The 23,029-nt window shown below is 57.5% G+C and carries 17 protein-coding genes and 1 pseudogene; 10 read left to right on the top strand and 8 right to left on the bottom strand.

The genetic code is table 11. The features are described from left to right. The first annotated feature begins 672 nt into the window (after positions 1–672). The 10 genes and pseudogenes from ACIPZF_RS24790 to ACIPZF_RS24745 all read left to right on the top strand — a co-directional run. Positions 673–831 (top strand): hypothetical protein, encoded by a 159-nt coding sequence (locus tag ACIPZF_RS24790; RefSeq protein ID WP_400804387.1) that lies wholly within the window; start codon positions 673–675, stop codon positions 829–831. A gap of 444 nt (positions 832–1,275) precedes the next feature. After that, complete coding sequence (locus tag ACIPZF_RS24785; protein WP_400804352.1) at positions 1,276–2,166, top strand: hypothetical protein; 891 nt, start codon at positions 1,276–1,278, stop codon at positions 2,164–2,166. Between the two features lie 28 nt (positions 2,167–2,194). Beyond that, positions 2,195–3,223: a hypothetical protein gene (locus ACIPZF_RS24780; protein ID WP_400804349.1), complete on the top strand. Its 1,029-nt coding sequence runs from the start codon at positions 2,195–2,197 to the stop codon at positions 3,221–3,223. Continuing rightward, entirely contained in the window at positions 3,220–3,723 is a 504-nt protein-coding gene (locus ACIPZF_RS24775; protein WP_400804347.1) for a hypothetical protein, read from the top strand. Before ACIPZF_RS24780 ends, ACIPZF_RS24775 begins: the two co-directional genes overlap by 4 nt. Positions 3,724–3,733: 10 nt before the next feature. Beyond that, positions 3,734–8,014, top strand: coding sequence for an AMP-binding protein (locus ACIPZF_RS24770; RefSeq protein ID WP_400804345.1), 4,281 nt, complete (start codon positions 3,734–3,736; stop codon positions 8,012–8,014). Then, positions 8,011–9,129: an efflux RND transporter periplasmic adaptor subunit gene (locus tag ACIPZF_RS24765; protein WP_400804343.1), complete on the top strand. Its 1,119-nt coding sequence runs from the start codon at positions 8,011–8,013 to the stop codon at positions 9,127–9,129. Before ACIPZF_RS24770 ends, ACIPZF_RS24765 begins: the two co-directional genes overlap by 4 nt. Before the next feature lie 13 nt (positions 9,130–9,142). After that, positions 9,143–9,835, top strand: coding sequence for an ABC transporter ATP-binding protein (locus ACIPZF_RS24760; protein ID WP_400804341.1), 693 nt, complete (start codon positions 9,143–9,145; stop codon positions 9,833–9,835). Then, positions 9,825–11,012: an ABC transporter permease gene (locus ACIPZF_RS24755; RefSeq protein WP_400804338.1), complete on the top strand. Its 1,188-nt coding sequence runs from the start codon at positions 9,825–9,827 to the stop codon at positions 11,010–11,012. Before ACIPZF_RS24760 ends, ACIPZF_RS24755 begins: the two co-directional genes overlap by 11 nt. A 3-nt stretch (positions 11,013–11,015) precedes the next feature. Further along, positions 11,016–12,632 (top strand): AMP-binding protein, encoded by a 1,617-nt coding sequence (locus ACIPZF_RS24750; RefSeq protein ID WP_400804335.1) that lies wholly within the window; start codon positions 11,016–11,018, stop codon positions 12,630–12,632. Then, a pseudogene (locus tag ACIPZF_RS24745) lies at positions 12,632–12,781 on the top strand (hypothetical protein); the annotation flags it as partial. The gene ACIPZF_RS24750 and the pseudogene ACIPZF_RS24745, both read left to right, overlap by 1 nt. Here the strand turns inward: ACIPZF_RS24745 and ACIPZF_RS24740 are convergent. The 8 genes from ACIPZF_RS24740 to atpG form a co-directional block, all read right to left on the bottom strand. Next, positions 12,765–13,652: an alpha/beta hydrolase gene (locus ACIPZF_RS24740; protein WP_400804332.1), complete on the bottom strand. Its 888-nt coding sequence runs from the start codon at positions 13,650–13,652 to the stop codon at positions 12,765–12,767. The pseudogene ACIPZF_RS24745 and the gene ACIPZF_RS24740 sit on opposite strands and share 17 nt — an antisense overlap. Positions 13,653–14,035: 383 nt before the next feature. After that, positions 14,036–15,229 carry an MFS transporter gene (locus ACIPZF_RS24735; RefSeq protein WP_400804329.1) on the bottom strand — a complete coding sequence of 398 codons (1,194 nt, stop codon included), beginning with the start codon at positions 15,227–15,229 and terminating at the stop codon, positions 14,036–14,038. Between the two features lie 776 nt (positions 15,230–16,005). Beyond that, the gene (gene glmS, locus ACIPZF_RS24730; RefSeq protein WP_400804327.1) at positions 16,006–17,841 is read right to left on the bottom strand and encodes a glutamine--fructose-6-phosphate transaminase (isomerizing); all 1,836 of its coding nucleotides are present in this window, start codon (positions 17,839–17,841) and stop codon (positions 16,006–16,008) included. Positions 17,842–17,843: 2 nt separating this feature from the next. Further along, positions 17,844–18,620, bottom strand: coding sequence for a DeoR/GlpR family DNA-binding transcription regulator (locus tag ACIPZF_RS24725; RefSeq protein ID WP_400804324.1), 777 nt, complete (start codon positions 18,618–18,620; stop codon positions 17,844–17,846). Between the two features lie 164 nt (positions 18,621–18,784). After that, positions 18,785–20,152 carry a bifunctional UDP-N-acetylglucosamine diphosphorylase/glucosamine-1-phosphate N-acetyltransferase GlmU gene (gene glmU / locus ACIPZF_RS24720; RefSeq protein ID WP_400804323.1) on the bottom strand — a complete coding sequence of 456 codons (1,368 nt, stop codon included), beginning with the start codon at positions 20,150–20,152 and terminating at the stop codon, positions 18,785–18,787. A 118-nt stretch (positions 20,153–20,270) separates the two neighbouring features. Beyond that, complete coding sequence (locus tag ACIPZF_RS24715) at positions 20,271–20,690, bottom strand: F0F1 ATP synthase subunit epsilon (protein WP_016489909.1); 420 nt, start codon at positions 20,688–20,690, stop codon at positions 20,271–20,273. Between the two features lie 43 nt (positions 20,691–20,733). Then, the gene (gene atpD / locus ACIPZF_RS24710) at positions 20,734–22,110 is read right to left on the bottom strand and encodes a F0F1 ATP synthase subunit beta (protein ID WP_009684662.1); all 1,377 of its coding nucleotides are present in this window, start codon (positions 22,108–22,110) and stop codon (positions 20,734–20,736) included. 27 nt (positions 22,111–22,137) lie between these two features. Continuing rightward, positions 22,138–22,998, bottom strand: coding sequence for a F0F1 ATP synthase subunit gamma (gene atpG, locus ACIPZF_RS24705; RefSeq protein ID WP_400804321.1), 861 nt, complete (start codon positions 22,996–22,998; stop codon positions 22,138–22,140). Between the last annotated feature and the right edge of the window lie 31 nt (positions 22,999–23,029).

Raw genomic sequence — 23,029 nt, 5'->3', positions numbered from 1 at the left:
AAACAAACGTAGGAGCGGATTTTATCCGCGATGCGCCGCGCGGGCGGCGCTCGATCTCATAGGCGCAGACGATGTCATGGCGAACGTCCGCAAAGGGTCGGAAGCTGTCACTCGCCAGCGGCCGCTACCGACCCAGAGCTGCCGGTCATGTACGGAAGAATTCGGCCAGACACATACATTGAAATGTTGGCCCGATACAGTTGAGTTCCGTGGAACCAACGCATCGTTGAACGCACGTGTCGATGACTATCACAACGTCACTTTGGCTGTTCTACCAGTGCCTGCGGCCCCCTTTACATCACATTGAAGAAAACTGCTTTCGATAGTTACTCGAACTGCCCTCGGGACGGCGCGTGAAGGCTCGGCTGCCGCTGGATGGAATGCTGGTAGAGATTGAGGCGATGGCCGCTTGGGGATGACCAAGAAGCTTTCTGCTGTTTTTGATCGTGTAACGCGCGTGACGGAAGTTGCGTGCGTCTAACCGCATCAGGCAGCAATCGGCGGAAGCATCGGCTCACAGCATAGTCCGCTCGCTATCCCCCAGAAAAACCGTCCCATGCATGAAAGTCTCTCGCTCATCGGCTGTGGTCAGGGCAAATTTTGCGATGCCGACTGAAAACTGACACAGGTGTTCAACTGCTTCTGCTCACTTTCCGAGCAGGAGAACACCAGGTGATCATCATGGAAATGATGGGAAAAATTCGGCGGATGTACTTCCGCGACAAGCTTTCGCTTCACCAGATAGCGAAGCGTACCGGGCCAGAGCCCCCGAAACCAAACAGCCGGTGTACCAGCGGCAAGCCGCTTTCAACAAGCAATGCAAACGCTTGAGAAATTACGCCTCCGCCGATCGCGAAAGCTAACGCGTTTCGTTCTGTGTAGCGCCCCGTGCTAACGCAGGGGCCATTCAGCCCAGTTGGCTGGTCCCCTGAAGCTTACAAAATTTACACTTTGCCCTTTCAAAATTACGGGTACAGCAACTCAGCGGGATTGCCTACCTGCACCCATAAATTCAGGCCCGGCCTTTTAAGAATGAAACGTCCTGAAATACTTTACGGTTTGTTTTCTTCACTTCCGACATGTTTATTTTGCACAGCCATTGGAGCGGCCCCCATCAGCGAAAGGATTTGAAGCATGTCCTGTTTTCCAGCCGGTTATTGGGATAAGTATCCACATACCGCTACAATAATTACGACCTATAAATGCAACGCGGCATGTAAAGAATGCTGCTTCGAGTGCAATCCTAGCCTTTCAAACCGGCTGTCACTGAGCGATATGACCCGGTTCATCGATGAAGCATATAAGCGCTTCAATGGATTACGGCTGATCGTCTTCAGTGGTGGCGAATGCTTCTTGCTTGGCGACGACTTATTCAAAGCTATCTCCCATGCTTCTGCGCTAGGTTTGCAAACCCGTTGCGTAAGTAACGGTTACTGGGGAAAGACGTCCAAACAGGCGGCGACTAACGCAGATAAATTGCGCAAAGCCGGTATCAGCGAGATGAACTTCAGCACCGGCAAAGATCATGTCGAATGGGTCCCTCTCACATCGGTTATCGGTGCAGCGAGCGCGTTGGCCGATGCAGATATCCCTGTGTTGATTACCGTTGAGCAAGACAGTGATGAGTCAACGATTGCCGCTCAGCTATTGGAAAACCCTGTTGTCGCGAATCTACGGAAGAAAGAAAAGCTTCAGGTGCAGTTCAACTCATGGATGCCCTTCTATGACACTAGCGAAGAGCGTAAGACCATTGAACACCGTGACAGGCAACTCCGTACAGGCTGCGACCAGGTATTCGAAAATGTCGTGCTTACTCCTCATCACGAAATTTCCGCATGCTGTGGCTTAACATTTGAACATATTCCGGAAATGAAGCTAGGTCGCTATGAGACAGGCTCACTGTTCGCAGACTATACCGCGCAGCACGATGATTTCATGAAAGTCTGGCTACGCACTGAAGGCCCATATTCGATTCTTGAACAGATACTGCCTGAAGGGCATGCACTGGACCTCAAGAATATTGTCCACCCATGCCAAGCCTGCGCCCACATACATACCGATTCTCAGTTGCGCCAAGAACTGAGCAATAAGTTTGTCGACGTCGTGGTCCCGGTAAGCAAACGATTCAATGCACTGGCTACGCTCGACCTTATTTACAAGTGCTAACATCCATCTTGAGCAAGGAAGCAATAACGTGAAGAGAAGGAAATTTCTGCAGTCAACCGCGGCCATGGTCGGCACCGTCACTGCTGGCGCGGCTATACCTGCATTGAACGCGCAAGCCAACAGCCAGCGCAGTTTTGGCACTCCTGGCTCGCTGATCGCCTCGGATGCAGTGACACAGAATCAGTTGCGCCTCACGCTATCGAAGGCCAATGTCCCAGTTGCGGCATGGGAAGACATCGTGAGCTTCAACTCACTGTGGGATCGGATCCGGGAGGAACCCTCCGTATACCACGCGTTCTGCCAAGCGCGTGATTGTGGCGAAGGCCCATTGGACCCAGCGCTCATTCCTGCTGGTTCTTTGGAAGAAAAACTACTTCTGATCACCTACGACTCAGACTTGATGGAGTCAGTAAACAATCACGACTATGACGCCGTTTTCGCCAAGCTAAAAGCTCGGGGATTCACTGATACCCGGTCGACCCTATGGGAACGAATTCGCTTCTACGAGAAACAGGAGCTTGCAGAGATCCTGAAGTCTTCGGAGCTTGCGGGCGATATAGAGAACCTGCCGGCAGTCAAGAAGCAGGCAATGAATCGAATCAAAGAACTGTTGGGGGAAAACAGTATGACACTGCCATTTTCCTCAGAGCAGTTGGTTTCGGAATCGGGCGCCCCACTCGTGGCGGTAGTCAATGTTGGAGTAGTAACCCGTGTTCTAGCAGCTGTCAATGTGGGAGTTTCAGTCAACCTGGCCATCTCTATCTCAATAGCAACCCAAATGGCCGTGACTATTTCCGGTACTTGCCGCTCGGCGCCCTCACCGCGCTTCACTGATGACACGGCATCTGTCGGTGCTGCAAGCATCCACCTGGCGCGGGTTTCTGGCAATGTCGAGATGATTCATGAAATCCATCGTTTTAACGCCCGCCAAGAGATTACTGCGTGCCTGTTTGCAGCGCACAAGAGCGGCTATTTGCGCCTGCCGGCAGCAAAGGCAGAGCGTCGAGAGTTGGTGGATCTGTTCACTCAGCTCGCGCTGGAAATAGCAACCGTATGAGCCAAACAATTGCGGTGGTGCTCGGCTGGAAAATTATATTGATGAACGCAGCAGGTACTGCTGTGTTTATCTTGTGCATTGTCATGATTGAACGTGCTACCGGGAATAGCTCGAGACCGTCGCTGACAGCGTGGATTGCCTATGCTTTTGTAGCTTTACTTCCTGTTGTCCTGTTCTGGCATCTTGGCTGGAATCGAGCCACCTTCTCTGGAAACCAGTTCTCGCTGCGAGCAGGCTTCTACCAGCAGAACTGGCCCGCCAGTATCCTCGATGCACCGTGGAGCACACACTCGCTCAGAGACTTTCAAAGGGACAACGGTGTGCGAGTGTACAGTTATGCTGCCGGTTACTTTTCACGGCCCGGTGGTGAGCGCCAGTACCTACTGGCCATTGGCTCCGACCAGGTACGGTGCTTGAAGATCGATGGTCATCCACCTCTTTGTCTGGACCCTTCGACCCATGAACAGATCCTTGCCGCCCGGCCCAGGTCAGTCCACTGAGGTCGCACCCATGCAGCTTGAGCATTCATCCCTAGGTGGTGTGGAACGAAGCCTGGTGCTAGGCCACCTGAGCGTCGAAGATCCTTCCGTTTTCAACATTGCGGAATACCTCGTCATAAGCTCAGCCATGAGCCTTATGCAACTGCGTCGAGGCATTACCCAGGTGCACCGGGTCAGCCAACTCGGCAACCAGCGCTACCGCATCCAGGGTGCAGACCTGTCTCGTCTTATCGTGCGCCGTAAGCCCGACATCGTCGAATTCGATCTGGCGGGCGTTGCAGATGCCGAGGCGCAAGCGCGTGAGTGGTTTCGCCAGGATGCCCAGGAGGCACTCGACATCTTCGCGGGTGATACGGTTCGCCATCGGCTGGCTCTCTTGCCAGGAGGGCGGTTGTTCTGGGGCATCCTTGCCCACCACGCGGCGACCGATAATTTCGGCATCAAGCAATTCATCGACGATGTGCTGAGCGCGTGTCGCGGCGACCCGCTGAGTGTTGCCCAGGCCGAAAGGCGTACCTTTGCGACCACAGCCGATGCCGACACCTACTGGCTGCAAAGAATGGATGGCTTTCTCCATCACCTGCCAGACGTCTCGACACGAGCGCAGCTCCCAGGGCGCGGGTTGAAGGTGGCCGGCGCCCTGCGCTCCCCGCGCGGCGAGCCACGCTGGCGTGTACGACAGGAGGACTATCTGCGGGCAATGCTCGCGGCGGTGCTTATCGAGTGCCGAGCGCTCGGAAGCAGCGCTGGGGCTGTAAACCTCCCAGTCAGCACCCGTCACTTAGACGGACAAGTCGCTTACGGTCTGGCAATGAGCGTGTTGCCCTTGATGTTCTCGATCAATCCCCAGGCAAGTGTTGGGCAGAATCTGCAGCGGCTGTGTTGGCAACTCGACGAGCAAAGCCCGTACTACGCCGTTGACCTGGCCAACTCGCCCATGGACAGTAAGTGTCGAAAATGGCTGGCGGGACTGCCCGCGATCAACCTGGTGCACACGGACAGCGAGTGGACCCTGGGTGATTGGCAACTGTCGCGCCATTACATCGCATCGGGTGCGGTGCAGAATTACAACATTACCGTCCGCTTCGGCGCCGAACCAGTTGTCGAAGTTGATGTGCATGAACAACTGTACGACCTTGCCGATGCACAGGCTTTGCTGCAGTGCTTCACCGACGCCTTCAACTGGTTAGGCGCTGAGCCCGCTGCGCCTTTGCAGGCCTACTTCGCACAATTCGCCACGCCCCCCGCAAGCAGCCTGCTCTTGGCCCTTCAGCCGCAAGATCGCACAGCCATTCGTTGGCGTGCCGAGCCAGACGCGGCTGTGCCCGGCCAGGACTGCGCATTGCTGACCATGAACTATGAGACCCTTACGCAAAAAGTTGCAAAAATTGCCCAGCAACTGATGTGCATCATGCCGAGCAATCAACGCTTCGCCATCCTCTTGCCCCGGGGGCTGGACGGCGTGCTGAGCACGCTCGCAGTCCACGAAGCTGGTGCCACCTTTGTACCGGTGAACGTCAATTTGGCAACGGACGATCTCGTAGAGTTGCTGCATACGCTTGACATCGCGGTAGTAATCACCGATGTCCCCGGCGTCGCCCGTCTGCCCGGTGGTACCAGAGTGCGCGTTATTACCCTCGAGTCTCTTGAACATCGACGCCTACCAGGTGGCAACCGATACACGACTGCCAGCGATGCTTACATTTTCCGTAGTTCCGGCACCACGGGACGTCCCAAGTTCATCCCCATCAGTCGTGACGGGCTGGGTCACTATCTGCAGGCCATGACCCGTCGTTACGAACTGCGCCAAGATGATGTACTGCTCAACCTGTCGCTAAGCAATTTCGACGCCTGGATCGAAGAGGTCTTCGGCTGGGTGCATTTGGGGGGATGCTTGGCAATCGCTCCGGCCGAGACGGTGCTCGACCATGCGTTGCTGCTGGAGTTCTGCCACCAGGCCGAGGTTTCTGTATTCAACTTTGCAACAAATTACTGGCACCAGTTGGTGTTCTTCCATTCCTCACCGATCCGCCAACGTTGCCCCAGCGCCAGGCTGGCCATTATCGGAGGAGACCTGGCGCAGGACAGTGCCATCAGGCAGTGGCTGCATCAAGTGGGCAAGGGCATTAGGTTGATCAACTCCTACGGCCCGACCGAAGCCTGCGTTGTTGCTACAGCAATGCTCATAGACCAAGACTTCGTGCCTGGCAATCTGGTCGGCGCGCCGCTTGAGAACACCGACCTGGTGATCAAGGCCCCCGGCAGCGGCCAGATACTCGCCGCTGGGCGTGAAGGCGAAGTTTGTCTGCGCGGCCCATCATTGACACCAGGCTACCTGGCCATCGAGGTGGAAGATGCTTCCCGCCTGATGACCTTGGAGGATGGTCATCAATACTGGCGAACGGGTGACCGCGGCCTGCTGGATGAGCACGGGCGCTTGTTCTTCATCGGACGCATGGATGCCACGGCCAAGTTCGAAAGCGAACAGGTCGATCTGCATATGCTGGAACGCTTACTCGCTTCGCGCTTCAGTACCTTCCTGGCCAAGGCGTCGGTGTCTGCCAGCCAGCGCGGGCACAAGTTCATCGATATCCAGCTTCATGGTGACGCCTGCCATACCGACAAGAGTCGCGTGGTGGACTACCTGCGGGGCACGTTCCCCAAGCTCAAGGCCCCTTTCGTGGTAAGCCTTCCCAACTCCTTGTCGCCATCCCTCAGCTCTGGCACAGCCGCAACTGCTGACAACATTCCGCCTGAGGCAGGCCTATTACTCGAGGTGTGGCAGCGCGTGCTGGGTGATGGCGTCGGCATCATTACTTGGAGCAGTGATTTCTATGCTCTGAGCGGCACTTCTTTGCAGGCGTTGATGATTGTCAACCTTTGCGCCGAAGCATTCGGCGTTCATTTGAAGATGAAACATTTCTATGCCGACCCGAAACCTGCGGGCTTGTGGCGGGCAATCAAGGCGAACTCCCGTATGACTGATCAGTTACCGGAACGGATCGAGCCAGGCACCAGTGATCAACTCATGTGGATCATGGAGAGCTTGGTCGAGGGCACTGCCCGTCACAACCTCGCCCTGGTGCATGATCTGCGCGGACGCCTGGACATTGCTCGTCTAGAGGCTTGTTTCCTGCAATTACTAAGTCAAAGCCCTGCACTATGCCAAGTGGCCCGACTTGAACAGGGCACGCTTCATTTAAGTCCGGCTCCAGCCGATCTCTACCCACTCGCTTGGCGCGTGCAGTCAGTTCGAGAACCGCTGGCCCTGCGCCAAGAGCGCGCGCTGAACAAGGCCGTCGAGTGCTTTATCACACAAACGTTCGAGCTGACAGAGCAGTTACCGGTACGCCTGTGTGTCGTCGACTATGGCGAGCAGCAGTACAAGCTGATGTTGTGTGTACATCATGGTTTCTGTGATGGCGTATCGGCCGGCTTGCTGCTCGCGCAGCTATCGCGTTTGTACAATGGCGAGACCCAGGCTCCGGCCGCAGAGCACATCAATCCCGGCCATAAGCCACCAGCAGGTCCGGAAGCCCTGGCGTACTGGGCCGAGGCGCTGTTACCTCACTGCACGCGAATAGCCGAGTCAGCTCAAAGCACGATTGACGGAGCGTTCGATGGTCGTCGTTTGAGCTTTGCGCTGGATGAAAACGCCCTGGCGCTGTTCAGCGCCCTTCAGCGACGGGCCAACCTGACGCTAGACCAGGTGATACTGACTCTCTACTGCCAGGTGCTCGAGTCCACTGTCGGTGAGCAAAACCTGATAATTGGCATGCCGTCAGCCAATCGCAACGGCGCCGGCAGTTGGCAGCAATTGGGCAGTTTCGCCTGTACCGCCTTGCTGGCTCTTGAAATGACCGAGTTCCATGACGCCGCCGCCCTTGCGCGCCATCTACGCCGCAAGTTACTGGAATTTCATGACCATCCTGGCGTGTCGGTCGCGGAGCTGCGCGGTTATCTGCGTGAACATTTCGCGGTAATGCTGCCTGAACCGCGATTTTTCTTCGTTTCCCAACCTGATGCAGGCGCTGCCTTGGCCCTTCGAGGTATCGAAGCACGCCTGCAACCGCCGGAGCGCATACAGGCAAAGGGTGAAATCGCGCTGGAGTTGGTCAGCATTGCCGGCCGCCAGCATCTGCAATGGCTCTATGACAGTAGCCTCTATGCGGTACCGATGGTGCAAGCGCTGCATGCCGCCCTACTGAACTGCGCGTGTGATTGGCTGAACATCGAAGGGCCGCTGCCAGGCGAGGCCGCCTCACAAACGTCCGCACAGGTGACAGTATGAGCCGCCGCAAGCAATGGCTGACGGTTGCCACCCTGGTTGGCTGTCTGTTGCTGACCGGTGCGATGCTGAACCGTGAGGACTCTGACCGGGCGGACGAGCAGACCATTGCCCTGCAAGCGCGGATGCAACCCCTGGAACAGCGTGTAGTAGCCGCAGGTGTGGTCCAGCCATCGCTTGCTGTCGAGGTCGGCAGCCAGGTATCAGGGCAGGTCTTGAAACTGCATGTGCGTCAAGGCGACACCGTGAAACGTGGCGATTGCGTTGCGCAGATCGATGACCGCATCTACAAGGCCAGAGTGGGTGCCAGCCAAGCACTGATCGAGAAACTTGACGCGCAGCTCCAAGAACAACGCTTCGAAGTCCAGTTCTTAAACCGTCAGGTGAACAGGTTGCGCGAGCTCGTGCGGGTGGAGGCGGAAAGCAAGGAACGCCTTGAAAGCATCGAGTTCGAGGTGCTTAAAGGTAACGCAAGGGTTCGCAGCCTGCAGGCCGAAATTCAACAGAATCTGCAGATACTGAAAAGCGAGCAAGTCAATTTGCTCAACACGCGCATTCTCGCGCCAATCGACGGGGTGGTCATGGCCGTTGCAGTCACCGAAGGGCAGACGCTGAACATCAATCAGCAAACACCCTTGATCATGCAGATCGCCGACCTCTCTGCAATGACGGTTCACACGCGCATTTCAGAGGTTGAGATCAACGACATCAAGGTTGGCATGACTGCGCGCTTCAGCGTCCATGGCTCAGCTGGCAGGACATGGGGTGGGGCGGTGATCACCATAGCCCCCTCCCCTGATCTTTCGCAGCCAGCGGTGCATTACGTGGCGACTATCGAAGCAGACAACCTCGACGGCTTTCTGAAAGCGGGTATGAATGCAGACGTCAGCATCATTACGCGCCCCGAAGAGTCCCGACTGGTGCTGCCATTGGCTGCACTTGCCAGCTACCGACAGCGGCCTCTCGATAACAAGCGGACCCTGGTATCGATCAGGGCCCTGCAGGATGGCACCGTGTACCGACACAAGCTGGTACTAGACCATACCTTCGAAGATCAGGCGGTCATACTTGAAGGCCTGCGCGAAAGCCAGGTCCTGCACGCGCTGGTCGCACAGTGAGGAAACAGTCACCATGCTGCAGATGACACAGGTAGGCAAGGTCTATGCGGATGCCGGATGCGCTCGGCCGGTTCTGCACCAAGTCGACCTGACCGTCGCCAGAGGTTCATTCCTGGCAATTCTGGGCCGTTCGGGTTCTGGTAAAAGCACGTTGCTCAATTTGTTGGGCTGCCTCGACCGCCCCACTCACGGTCAATACCGTATCGATGGGGTACCGTTCGAGCACGCCAGCCGTGCGGCGCTCTGCCGGGTGCGGGCCAGTCACTTCGGGTTTGTTTTTCAGGCTTACAATTTGCTGGAACATTATTCCGTAAAGGACAACATTTGCCTGCCCTTGCGCTACGCAGCGGTCTCGCCGGCTGCTGCTGCGTCGGCTTTTGATGACGCGGTAGAAAACCTAGGGCTGGACCGTCTGCTGGGAAAACCGGTTCGCCATCTCTCAGGCGGAGAACAGCAGCGCGTAGCCATTGCACGGGCGTTGATGAACCGCCCCGCATTCCTGCTCGCCGACGAACCCACCGGAGCGCTGGATCAAGAAGCTGGCGCGACCGTCATGGCACTGTTCAAACGCCTGCACCAGAACGGCACCGGCATCATCATGGTCACGCATGACCCGCAAATGGCGGCGCATGCCGAGCAACAATTGAAGATGGTTGACGGTCGCCCCGAGCGTTGTGACGTAATGGTTCCGATGCATGCCGTATAGCATGCTCAAAGAGCTTGGCATTTGCATTATGGCTTTGTCAGCCGCTCGCATGCGCTCGATCTTGACCTTAATCAGCATCGCCATTGGCGTATGTGCCGTAGTAGTTATCCAAGCCATCGGCGAACTAACAGAAGCTCAGGTTCGCCTAGCGGTTTCCGGGTTGGGTAGCAATGTCCTGTCAGTGCGGTTGAAACTTGATGGCATGAGCGTTCGGCCGAAGGCGCTGAGCGAACAGGCAATGGTCCGCCAGATTCGCGCATTGCCGGGTTTAACAGGATTCAGCCGTTTTGACGAAGCGGACCTGCCAGTCACCCTCATCAGCCAGTTGCAACACATACGCATCTATGGAGTGGAAACTGGCTACAGCGCGATTCGCAACTTGCCGCTGGAAATGGGCCGTAACCTTAGTGTGGGAGACCTGGCCGCTGCGCAGGCGGTGGTTGTGATGGGGGCGGCCCTGGCGTCTGAGTTGCGGCAGGCAAAAGTCGAACCACTAGGCACCCGAGTACTCATCAATGGCTTGGCGTATCGCGTTATCGGAATACTCCAGGCCCGCGGCGACGTGATTGGCGGCAACATGGACAAGGCCTTGCTAATTCCACTGAGTTCGATGCGGGCGCGCCTGTTGCCGAGTGCTACGCAAGGTGGTTGGGTAATCCAAGCGGGCAATGCGGCATCGACCGAGTCCATGCAAGCGCAGCTCGAGTCGGTGTTCCAGCAGGCCAACATTGGTGAGATGGTCGAGGTACGCAGCACACGTGCGCTGCTGGAGGTGGTCAGCCAGACCACCGAGCAAACCCGCTTCATGTTACTCGGCGTAGCCTCCTTGTCCCTTTTCGTGGCAGGCGTGGGCGTCATGAACATCATGCTGATCAGCATTCAGGAGCGGCGGCGCGAAATCGGCATTCGCATGGCCTTGGGCGCGACCTACACAGCCATCTTCCGCCAGTTTCTTCTGGAAGCCTTTTTGATTGCCGCGGTCGGCGGGGTGGCAGGACTGCTCTGCAGCATGCTGATCATGCAGATGGCCTCCTACTGGGGCACGCCGCTGACCGTATCCGGTTCTACCCTGGGCATAAGCGCTGGGCTGGTACTGATGTTGACCTCTGTGTTCGGCAGCTACCCGGCTCACCGCGCAGCCTGCGCCAACCCGATTGATTGCATCAAGGAGCTGTAAAAAATGGTAGAGCGCAGCAACATGGAGCGACTGCTGTCGCTAACGCCGGATTGGCCGGCGCAGGCAATAGCCAAATACCAGACCAGTGGTTGCTGGCGTGGGGAGAACCTGTTTCAGATGGTTGCCGACGCAGCGCGCGAAACCCCGCGTAGCGTTGCGCTGCGGGAGGGCGATCGCATACTCAATTACACTAACCTTCATCAAAAGGCGCTGAGCCTGGGGCTGGGTCTGCGTGCTCAAGGCCTGAATTTTGGAGATTGCCTCGTTGTGCAGTTGCCCAACTGCATCGAACTGGTGGTCACTCTGTTTGGCTGTATTTCCCAAGGCATTGTTCCGTTGTTCGCGCTGCCAGCCCATCGTCACGTAGAACTTCATGCATACTGTGAACGGATCGGTGCTCGCACCCTCCTGCTGCATGACGATGACAACGGGTTGGGCCTGCAACTCATGCAGCAGGGCTTGATTGATCGCGTGATTACAGTCGCACGTAGCTCCAGGCAACATGAGACTGCTTTTGCAACGTTGCTCGCCACTGTCGCCGAGGCGCATGATGCGCGTCCAAGTGGTGCCAGGGACCTGGCGCTGTTCCAACTGTCAGGCGGCACCACCGGTATCCCGAAGATCATTCCACGACGGCATGATGACTACCTCTACTCGGTACGGCGCAGCGTAGAGATTTGTGAGTTGAGTTCCGAAACCCGCTACCTCTCGCTGATTCCGCTGGCACACAATTTCGCCATGAGCTCACCGGGTTTTCTCGGCGTCCTTCTGGCGCGGGGTCAAGTCATTCTTAGCCAGGAACTTGGCAGCGCGCGCGTGTTGTCGCTGATCGACCAACAGTACGTGAACATGGTAACGATGGTACCGGCGCTGCTAGCGCGTTGGGTCGACTGGGGTATGCCTGATCGCCTGCAGGGTCGCAACGTTCTTGTGCAAGTGGGCGGCGCCAAGCTGCATCGCGAACTGGCCCACAAAGCGATTGCCAGTGGCAGCATCCGGCTTCAGCAAGTTTTCGGCATGGCTGAGGGGCTGGTCTGTTACACCGCTCCAAACGACCCGACGGAAGTCGTGGCGTCCACCCAGGGTACTCCCATGTCCGAGCTGGATGAGGTCGAGCTGCGGGGCCAAACCGATACTGCTGGAGAACTCTGTGCCCGCGGTCCTTACATGATTCCAGGCTATTTCAATGACCCGCATGCCGATCGACAGGCATTCGACCTGCGAGGGTTCTACCGCAGCGGGGACCTGGTACGGCGTGCTCATGACGGTTATTTGGAAGTAATTGGCCGTAGCGTTGAAACCCTCAACCGCAATGGAGAAAAGATTGACCCCCACGAAGTTGAAAACGTGATGATGAAGCATCCAGCAGTGGTTGATGCCGTTCTGGTGGGGCTGACTGCAACCGATGGCACGCTGCGTCTGGTGCTCTTTGCCATCGCCACTCAGCCGCTCACGCTGGTGCAGGCGCGCGAATTCCTCATGACCAGCCTGGCCAATTTCAAATTGCCCGATGAGGTCAGACTAATTGATTCGTTACCCTTGACCGCCGTCGGCAAGGTCGACCGCAATGAAATCCGCAGGCTACTGCGTTTATCTCTTATGCAAAAGGAGCGCTGCTGATGGTCAGTGAAAAATGGCTGCGGGCAGTATTGACTTCCCGCAGCGCTCTAGATGTTGAGCGCCTGACGTCTACCGACCACCTGATGGCCCATGGACTGACTTCTATGGAGATGCTCAAGCTGATAGACCATTTCAACGATCAGGGATTTGATCTCGGTTATGCCGACCTTTACCGTCAATGCTCCATCCGCGATTGGCTGGCTTTGCTGTCAGCGCGACTTGCGGCGCATGGAGCCAGCGAGCCAAGTCGCGAATGACAGCACCTGCGATGGGCCTGCGGCGGGCGTAATCCTGTCCGGGAAGCCCCGACTGGCTACGTTTGAACAGATGGTCCAGGCCCTCATAAGCTCGCCATTGGCAAGCAGAGCGCTGGCCGGTGGCGCTCACCCATTGCTCAAAGTCGAGCCGTGCAGAGATCTGCTCGTCAGCCAGCCCCTGGAGCAGCAGCAGCGGCGTCTGGGTGTCGATGTTGAACCAATGGACAGGATGATGCTCGCTTAAGCTGTGCAAGTAAGCCGAAGACATGCCAAAAGCAAGCTTTTCTGATCCAGGCGCTGCCTTGGCTACTGAACGCAAGCATTCAAGATCCTGCTGCAGATCCTGCGCCTCGCTGTCGTTCATCAAGGGCATCAGTTCGTTGGCTTGTGCCGCGATAAGATCTTCCAAGGTACGCCAGGGTGCTGCCATAGCAACGACGCCGGCAAGTGGTGCTCCTATTTGTGTCTGCCGCGAAGCAATAAGTGGCGCGACATAGCCACCCAAACTATGACCCAGGAGAAAAACAGGGCTGTCGGGTAGTTTGAGAGCCAAGGCGCGGAGGATCGCCAGGACGGGCAGGACGTACTCTTCTTGGACTGTGCCGCTAATCACCGCATTAGCTGGCATCCTTTTGTCAAAGCGCACCGAGCCGATGCCCCGCCCCGCCAGCTCCCAGGCCAACTCAGAAAAAATGTGACTGGGTCCGATAGTGTAGTCGGCATTCTGAGGACCTGACCCTGGAAGTAATACTACGACAGGCATAATGCGGTACCGACGTCGAGGCAGGCACAGTAAGCCTAATAGTTGCTGGGTATCCGGATGATGCAACCGTTGCTCTGTGAAACGGCGCCCCCTGGCAAGCCTGTAAAAGGGAACGGCAGCCAGTCCGATGATGCTGTCAGTGATACGCGCGCTAAAACGCACGCTGGTGCCACCTACGCGTATCAGACACTCAATGCGTCCACCTGGCCGTTCGCGCAATGAGCGAGGCACTGCCACTGTCACCAAAGCCTGTAACGGTTGCAAGACATCGTCTGTTAGGCGCTCAACAAGGGTCGAGTGCGCTTCCTCACGAATCCTGTCGAAGTACCCTGCCCGCAAATTACTAAACAGTCGTCGGAACCGTTTACGCAGTGAAGGATCTCTCATGCACCACCCTCGATTTCTTGGCCCACCACTACGGTTTTCAGACAGATACCCACTATCAGCAAACCTCCGCTCAGGACTGAAATCCACAATTCGACAGGCAATGCCGAATCCAACATCAGCCCGCCAACACCTACCCCTGCAATTGCACCGACACGCCCACCGCTCATGACGATGCCCGTGAAGCGGGTACGCGCGTGCTCGGGATACGCTAATGCGGCATGAATGTTCAGACCGTTCTGACACCCGGCGATGAAGAACCCGGTCAAGAAAATGAACCAAGGCAAATGTACGCCGTGAGGCAATATCAGCCAGGCGCTTGCGGTGACCAGTGCGCCGGCAAGGTAGCCGGCGAACAAAACATTATGCGCCGCGTAGTACTGCATCAACAGGGCGAACACCACCGCTCCCAGCGTCCCGCCCACAGGAAGGAGAATCACCAATGACGGAGACAGGCCCAATCCTGTATTGATCACTGGCAACCAGTAGCTGATCAAGTAAAACGTCATCAATGACAAGCAAAATGCCAACCATAGGCGCAACGTATATGTCTGGCGCTGCAGTGTTGGCGTGACGCATGCGTTTTCGAAACCCTGCATGATGGGCGAGTGCTTAGGCAACCAGGCCATCATCAGCGGAATGGCCAAAAGAGGCGCACCACCGAGCACGGCAATCACCTGCGCCCAAGTCATAAGGCCGAGCAATGGCTTGGCCAGCGCGGCACCTAATGCCATGCCTAAGGTAAAACCGCAATACGTTAACGTGGTGAGCAATATCCGGTTGCATCCGCTATAAGCGCTTGTACACCAGGCAATGCAAACAGGCAGGGCTCCGCCCAGTCCGACGCCTACGAGCAGGCGTAAAGCAGCAAACTGGTCAGGTGCAGACGACAATGGACTAAGTAACGAGCCCACGGCAAAAATTGCTACGGAGCCGATCAAGGCGGGCCGCCTCCCGTATCTGTCGGCCAAATGACCAATGCAGATGCCCCCCAAAGCGAAGCCTACTGTTGTCGCTAGGAATACCTGTGTCAGCAGGCTATTGTCGAAGCCGCTGTCACTTTTCATCCACGGTGCCAGAAATGGCACAACTGCAACATCAATCCCGTCGAAAACGAGCACCAGGAAGCAACACGCATACAGGCGCAACCTGTCACGTTGAGTTAGGGGTGAAACTCGACATAGAGCATCCATACTTGAGTAAAAATCTCCTTTTTCGGTTCGACTCGGTAGGTACCGAATAATTTCTCATGCTAAATCATCGAGAAGAAACTCATCCGCATACGCCTTGGACACTGCCTCAGTGGCGTAATCTAACAATGACATCTTGATGCAACAAAGTTAAACGGTGTCTAAATATGAGCCAAACGCATTGTGAAACGCCCTCGATGAATAAGGCTTCCAATCGGTCATGATTTGCTGTAGGTAGGCACATGCGCGCCACCCAGGCGACCCTGGCAAAGCGTCCGCACGCTGATGTGATCACTGAGTTCGAGAGGGCATTTCAGGAATTCAATGCGCGAACGCAAAAGGTCTCAGAGACATATTGCCTACCCGAGTATGAGTGGTCCCAAGAGCCTTTGAAGACATGCGTCGCGGCCATCATCGTATGGCCTTGAAGCAGCCGGTTGAAGCCGTAGCAGCCAGGCCACCCAAGCGCCTTAGCGATGCCCTTTAGCTCAATCGTTTTGAGCACGTGACGGGTCGCAAGCCTCTCGAAGATCCCCATGTTACTCGCAGGCCAGTTGAGGTGCAGGTTACGTCTGACATACGAGGCGAGCGATTCATCGGTTTGAATTTGAAGAGGCATGAATGAGGGTCGACGCTGGGTTGCAGTGGGCGCAACAAGCTGAAAGAGGAACGCAATGACGAAGGGAGCCGATTGAGGCTCCCTTCGTCAGCGAAAGTTTTTATCACGGTGCGACAGTTTTAATTCTCAGAAACCATAGTTAACCGCACACGCCGGTGTTTTATTCCACAGTCACCGACTTCGCCAGGTTACGCGGCTGATCAACATCCGTACCTTTGAGCACTGCCACGTAATACGACAGCAACTGCAGCGGAACGGTGTACAGAATCGGCGCCAGCGCATCGGCGATATGCGGCACTTTGATCACATGCGTGCCTTCGCCGTTGCTCATGCCGGCATGCTCATCGGCGAACACCACCAACTCACCACCACGGGCGCGGACTTCCTGCAGGTTGGACTTGAGCTTTTCCAGCAGCTCATTGTTCGGCGCCACGGTCACCACTGGCATGTCGTTATCCACAAGCGCCAGCGGGCCATGCTTGAGCTCACCTGCCGGGTAGGCTTCGGCGTGGATGTAGGAAATCTCCTTGAGCTTGAGCGCACCTTCCATTGCCACCGGGTACTGCGCGCCGCGGCCGAGGAACAGGGTGTGGTGCTTGTCGGCGAACAGCTCGGCGACCTTCTCGACGGTACGGTCCATGGCCAGCGCTTCACCTAGGCGAGCCGGCAGGCGGCGCAGCTCTTCGACCAGCTCCGCTTCCACGCCCGCCTCGAGGGTGCCGCGTACCTGGCCCAGCGCCAGGGTCAGCAGCATCAGCGACACCAGCTGGGTGGTGAACGCCTTGGTCGAGGCCACGCCGATTTCCGGACCGGCCAGGGTCAACAGGGTCAGGTCGGACTCGCGCACCAGCGAGCTGATACCCACGTTGCAGATCGCCAGGCTGCCAAGGAAGCCCAGCTCCTTGGCGTTGCGCAGGGCCGCCAGGGTATCGGCGGTCTCGCCGGACTGGGAGATCGAGACGAACAAGGTGTCCGGCTGCACCACCACCTTGCGGTAGCGGAACTCGCTGGCTACTTCGACCTGGCATGGGATGCCGGCCAGGCTCTCCAGCCAGTAACGGGCGACCATGCCGGCGTGGTAGCTGGTTCCGCACGCGACGATCTGCACATTACGGACTTTGGCGAACAGGTCGGCGGCCTGTGGGCCGAAAGCCTGCACCAGCACATGGTCCTTGCCCAGACGACCTTCCAGGGTGCGCTGCACTACCGACGGTTGCTCATGGATCTCCTTGAGCATGAAGTGGCGATAGTTGCCCTTGTCAGCCGCCTCGGCACCTTCGTGGTACTGCACGGTCTCGCGCTGAACAGGGTTGCCGGCCTGGTCCCAGATCTTCACCTGGTCCCGGCGGATTTCGGCGATGTCGCCCTCCTCCAGGTACATGAAGCGGTCGGTGACCTGGCGCAGTGCCAATTGATCGGACGCCAGGAAGTTTTCGCCATGGCCAAGGCCGATCACCAGCGGGCTGCCACTGCGCGCGGCAACCAGGCGATCCGGCTGTTTCACGCTGATCAGCGCCAGGCCATAGGCGCCGTGCAGGCGCTTGACCGCAGCCTTGAGGGCTTCGGCCAGATCCGGGAGGGTCTTGAGGGTGTGGTGGATCAGGTGGACGATGACTTCGGTGTCGGTCTGCGAGGCAAACACGTAACCCAGACCTTTGAGTTCGTCACGCAGCGCTTCGTGGTTTTCGATGATGCCGTTGTGCACCACTGCCACTTCGTTGCCGGAGAAATGCGGGTGTGCATTGCCTTCGGTCGGTGCGCCATGGGTAGCCCAGCGGGTGTGGGCAATACCCAGTTGGCCGACCAGCGGGTCGGCGGCATTGGCGGCTTCCAGTTCGGCAACCTTGCCGATACGGCGGCGGCGCTGCAGTTCACCCTGCTGGGTGTAAACAGCCAGGCCTGCACTGTCGTAGCCGCGGTACTCAAGACGTTTAAGGCCTTCGATCAGGATGGCGGTGATGTTGCGCTCGGCGACGGCGCCTACGATTCCACACATGGTTATTGCTCCTGGCTGATCGCGGCACAGATCAGATTGATGCCGCGGGCTTGAATATGTTCGCGTGCCGCCTTGGGCAGGCGTTCGTCGGTAATAAGGGTGGTGACACTGCCCCAGGGCAGCTCAAGATTGGGGATCTTGCGCCCGACCTTGTCGGACTCGACCATCACGATCACTTCGCGGGCCACCTCGGCCATGACCCGGCTCAGGCCCAGCAATTCATTGAAGGTGGTGGTGCCGCGGTCGAGGTCGATGCCATCTGCGCCAATGAACAGCTGGTCGAAATCGTATGAGCGTAGTACCTGCTCGGCCACCTGGCCCTGGAACGATTCGGAGTGCGGATCCCAGGTACCACCCGTCATCAACAGCACCGGCTCATGCTCCAGCTCACTGATGGCGCGGGCCACATTCAGCGAATTGGTCATCACCACCAGCCCCGGCTGTCGGCCCAGCTCGGGGATCATGGCCGCAGTGGTGCTGCCGCTGTCGATGATGATCCGGGCGTGCTCGCGAATGCGGCCTACCGCTGCGCGGGCGATGGCTTTCTTGTAAGAGGAAACCAGTACCGCAGGTTCACCCAACATCTCCTGCGGCACCGGCACCGCACCACCGTAGCGACGCAACAACAGGCCATTGGCCTCAAGTGCGGCAAGGTCTTTGCGAATGGTGACTTCCGATGTCTCGAAGCGTTTGGCCAGGGCGTCCACACTCACTTCACCCTGCTCGCTAAGCAAAGCCAGGATATTGTGGCGACGTTGAGGCGTGTTACGTTTCGACATGAGCTTATAAGTTTCGATTCGAAAGATAATGATTGCAATCAAAACCTAAGATGGACATTGCGTCAAGATCGCAAATCGGAAAATTGGCCTGTGGATAATTCATAACCACAAAAAAGCCGACTTATTCACACAAGTCGGCTTCGGCTGCGACAGCTGTGTATAACTCAGCTCTTCTTGATTTTCTCAGGCCTCTTCCAGCCCGAAATATTGCGTTGGCGGGCTCGAGCCACGGCCAGATCACCCGCATCGACCACTTGGGTAATGGTAGAACCAGCAGCCGTCGTGGCACCGGCCTTGATTTCCACAGGCGCGACCAGCGAGTTGTTCGAGCCGATGAATACGTCCTCGCCCATCACGGTCTTGAACTTGTTGGCGCCATCGTAGTTGCAGGTGATGGTGCCAGCACCGATGTTGCTGCGGGCGCCGATCTCGGCGTCACCCAGGTAGGTCAGGTGACCGGCCTTGGCGCCTTCGCCCAGGTGGGCGTTCTTCAGTTCGACGAAGTTACCCACATGGGCCTTGGCGTCGAGCACGCTGCCCGGGCGCAAGCGAGCAAATGGGCCGGCATCGCTACCCTCGCCCATCACCGCGCCTTCGATATGGCTGTTGGCCTTGATCACAACGCCCTTGCGCAGGGTACTGTCCTTGATCACGCAGTTAGGGCCGATCTGCACGTCGTCTTCGATAACCACCTTGCCTTCGAGGACCACGTTGATATCGATCAGCACATCGCGACCAACGGTCACCTCGCCGCGCACGTCGAAGCGCGCCGGGTCACGCAGCGTCACGCCCAGGGCCATCAGACGACGGCCTTCGCGCAGCTGGTAGTGGCGTTCGAGTTCAGACAGCTGGCGACGGTCGTTGGCGCCCTGCACTTCCATCGGATCGTGCGGTTGCTCGGTGGCAACCACCAGGCCATCGGCCACAGCCATGGCGATGACGTCGGTCAGGTAATACTCGCCTTGGGCGTTGTTGTTCGACAACCGGCCCATCCAGTCGGCCAGGCGTGCGGCCGGCAGGGCCAAAATTCCGGTATTGCCTTCCTTGATGGCCTTCTGCGCTTCACTGGCATCCTTATGCTCGACGATCGCGGTCACCTGGCCCTCGGCGTCACGCACGATGCGGCCGTAGCCGGTTGGGTCTTGCAGGTTAACGGTAAGCAGGCCAAGTTGCCGTTCGCTGACCTTGGTCAGCAGACGCTGCAGGGTTTGCACTTCGATCAACGGAACATCGCCATACAGTACCAGCACGGTGTCGCCGGTAATGGCCGGCAGCGCCTGGGCAACCGCATGACCGGTACCGAGTTGCTTATCCTGCATCACGAAATTCAGGTCGTCGGCCGCCAGGCGCTCACGCACCTGCTCCGCGCCATGCCCGATCACCACATGGATCCCTTGCGGCTGGAGCTGGCGCGCGCTGTGGATAACATGGCCAAGCATGGAATTGCCGGCAACCGGGTGCAGCACCTTGGGCAGCGCCGAGCGCATGCGCGTACCTTGGCCGGCGGCGAGAATTACGATATCGAGCGACATTGACTGGCTACCAATCCTGAGCGGTCAGTGAGATGACCGAGGGGAATTTTGAAAAAGAAAAAGGGTAGCCGAGGCTACCCTTTTTCTCAATCGCAACAGCAGTGATCAGCCGGGCCGATTACTTGCCTTTGCGCATTTGCTGGACGGTACGCAGCTGAGCTGCGGCCTCGGCCAGACGTGCGGCGGCGGCGCCGTAATCGAAGTCCGCGCCTTTCAGATTCAGGGCGTTCTCAGCAGCCTTGAGGGCTTCCTGAGCTTGCGCTTCATCCAGGTCTGCAGCACGTTGCACGGTATCGGCAAGCACCTTGACCATGTTCGGCTGAACCTCGAGGAAACCACCAGAGATGTAGAACACCTCTTGTGCGCCACCCTGCTTGGTCAGCGTGATCGGACCTGGCTTCAGATTGGTGATCAGCGGCGCGTGGCCTGGAGCGATACCAAGATCACCCAGGTTACCGTGCGCAACCACCATCTCGACCAGACCGGAGAAAATTTCTCCTTCCGCGCTGACGATATCGCAATGGACTGTCATAGCCATCTGCTTGCCTCAACCTGATAGCGCCCCTTGCGGGGCGCAGGAATTACAGTTTCTTGGCTTTCTCGATCGCTTCGTCGATGCTGCCGACCATGTAGAACGCTTGTTCTGGCAGGTGGTCGTAGTCACCTTTGAGGATGCCGCTGAAGCCAGCGATGGTGTCTTTCAGGGAAACGTACTTGCCTGGCGAACCGGTGAAGACTTCGGCCACGAAGAACGGCTGCGACAGGAAGCGCTGGATCTTACGAGCGCGGGCTACCAGTTGCTTGTCGCTTTCGGACAGTTCGTCCATACCCAGAATCGCGATGATGTCCTTCAGCTCTTTGTAGCGCTGCAGAACATACTGAACGCCACGAGCAGTCTCGTAGTGCTCGTTGCCGATCACGTTCGGGTCCAGCTGGCGCGAAGTCGAGTCCAGTGGGTCGACCGCTGGGTAGATACCCAGGGAGGCGATGTCACGGGACAGAACGACGGTGGCGTCCAAGTGGGCGAAGGTGGTCGCTGGCGACGGGTCGGTCAAGTCGTCCGCAGGTACGTATACGGCCTGAACGGAGGTGATCGAACCTTCCTTGGTGGAGGTGATGCGCTCTTGCAGAACGCCCATCTCTTCAGCCAGGGTCGGCTGGTAACCTACTGCCGAAGGCATACGGCCCAGCAGTGCGGATACTTCGGTACCGGCCAGGGTGTAACGATAGATGTTGTCGACGAACAGCAGAACGTCGTTACCTTCGTCACGGAACTTCTCAGCCATGGTCAGGCCGGTCAGCGCTACGCGCAGACGGTTTCCTGGTGGCTCGTTCATCTGACCGTAGACCAGCGCTACTTTGTCGAGAACGTTGGAGTCCTTCATCTCGTGGTAGAAGTCGTTACCCTCACGAGTACGCTCACCCACACCAGCGAACACGGAGTAACCGCTGTGTTCCATGGCGATGTTACGGATCAGTTCCATCATGTTAACGGTCTTGCCGACACCGGCACCACCGAACAGACCAACCTTACCACCCTTGGCGAACGGGCAAACCAGGTCGATAACCTTGATGCCGGTTTCCAGCAGGTCGTTGCCGCCTGCCTGGTCAGCGAACGAAGGCGCTGGCTGGTGGATACCGCGACGCTCTTCTTCACCGATCGGGCCGGCTTCGTCGATCGGGTTGCCCAGTACGTCCATGATACGGCCCAGAGTGGCCTTACCAACAGGAACGGAAATGGCAGCACCGGTGTCGACAACATCCAGACCGCGCTTCAGGCCTTCGGTCGAGCCCATCGCAATGGTACGAACCACGCCGTCGCCCAGCTGCTGCTGAACTTCCAGAGTGGTTTCCGCGCCTTGTACTTTCAGCGCGTTGTATACACTCGGCACGACGTCACGTGGGAATTCCACGTCGATGACGGCGCCGATGATTTGAACGATACGTCCGCTACTCATAGCTGGATCCTCTGAATTTTTGAACCGTTAAACCGCGGCAGCGCCGCCGACGATTTCCGAGATCTCCTGGGTGATCGCAGCCTGACGCGCCTTGTTGTAGATCAACTGAAGCTCTTTGATCAAATCACCGGCGTTGTCTGTGGCGTTCTTCATGGCGATCATCCGGGCCGCTTGTTCAGCAGCGTTGTTCTCGACCACCGCCTGGTATACCTGCGACTCCACGTAACGCACCATCAAGCCGTCCAGCAGCTCTTTTGCGTCGGGTTCGTACAGGTAGTCCCAGTGATGCTTGAGATCCTGATCCGGGGTTGCCACCAACGGTACCAATTGCTCGACCGTCGGTTGTTGGGTCATGGTGTTGATGAACTTGTTCGAAACCACCGAAAGGCGATCGATACGGCCGTCCAGGTAGGCGTCCAGCATCACTTTGACGGAGCCGATCAGATCGTTGATCGATGGCTCTTCGCCCAAGTGGCTGATCGCGGCTACGACGTTGCCGCCAAAGATGCGGAAGAAAGTCGCACCCTTGCTGCCGATCACGCACAGGTCGATTTCCACGCCCTGTTCGCGGTTTGCGCTCATGTCCTTGACCAGGGCCTTGAACAGGTTGGTATTCAAGCCACCGCACAGACCACGGTCACTGCTCACCACGATATAACCGGCGCGCTTTACAGGGCGCTCGATCATGAACGGGTGGCGGTATTCCGGGTTGGCGTTGGCCAGATGACCGATCACCTGGCGGATACGCTCCGCGTAAGGACGGCTAGCAGCCATGCGCATTTGTGCTCTGCGCATCTTGCTGACCGCCACTTTCTCCATGGCGCTGGTAATTTTTTGCGTGCTTTTGATGCTCGCAATCTTACTGCGAATCTCTTTTGCGCCTGCCATGTATCACCTATCAGGTTAGCAAGCGGGGGCC

Source organism: Pseudomonas sp. NPDC089752 (assembly GCF_044748725.1).
In the GTDB taxonomy this organism is placed as follows: Bacteria; Pseudomonadota; Gammaproteobacteria; order Pseudomonadales; family Pseudomonadaceae; genus Aquipseudomonas.
Note: the sequence above shows the minus strand (reverse complement) of the source record. Positions and strands in the feature narration are given on the sequence as shown.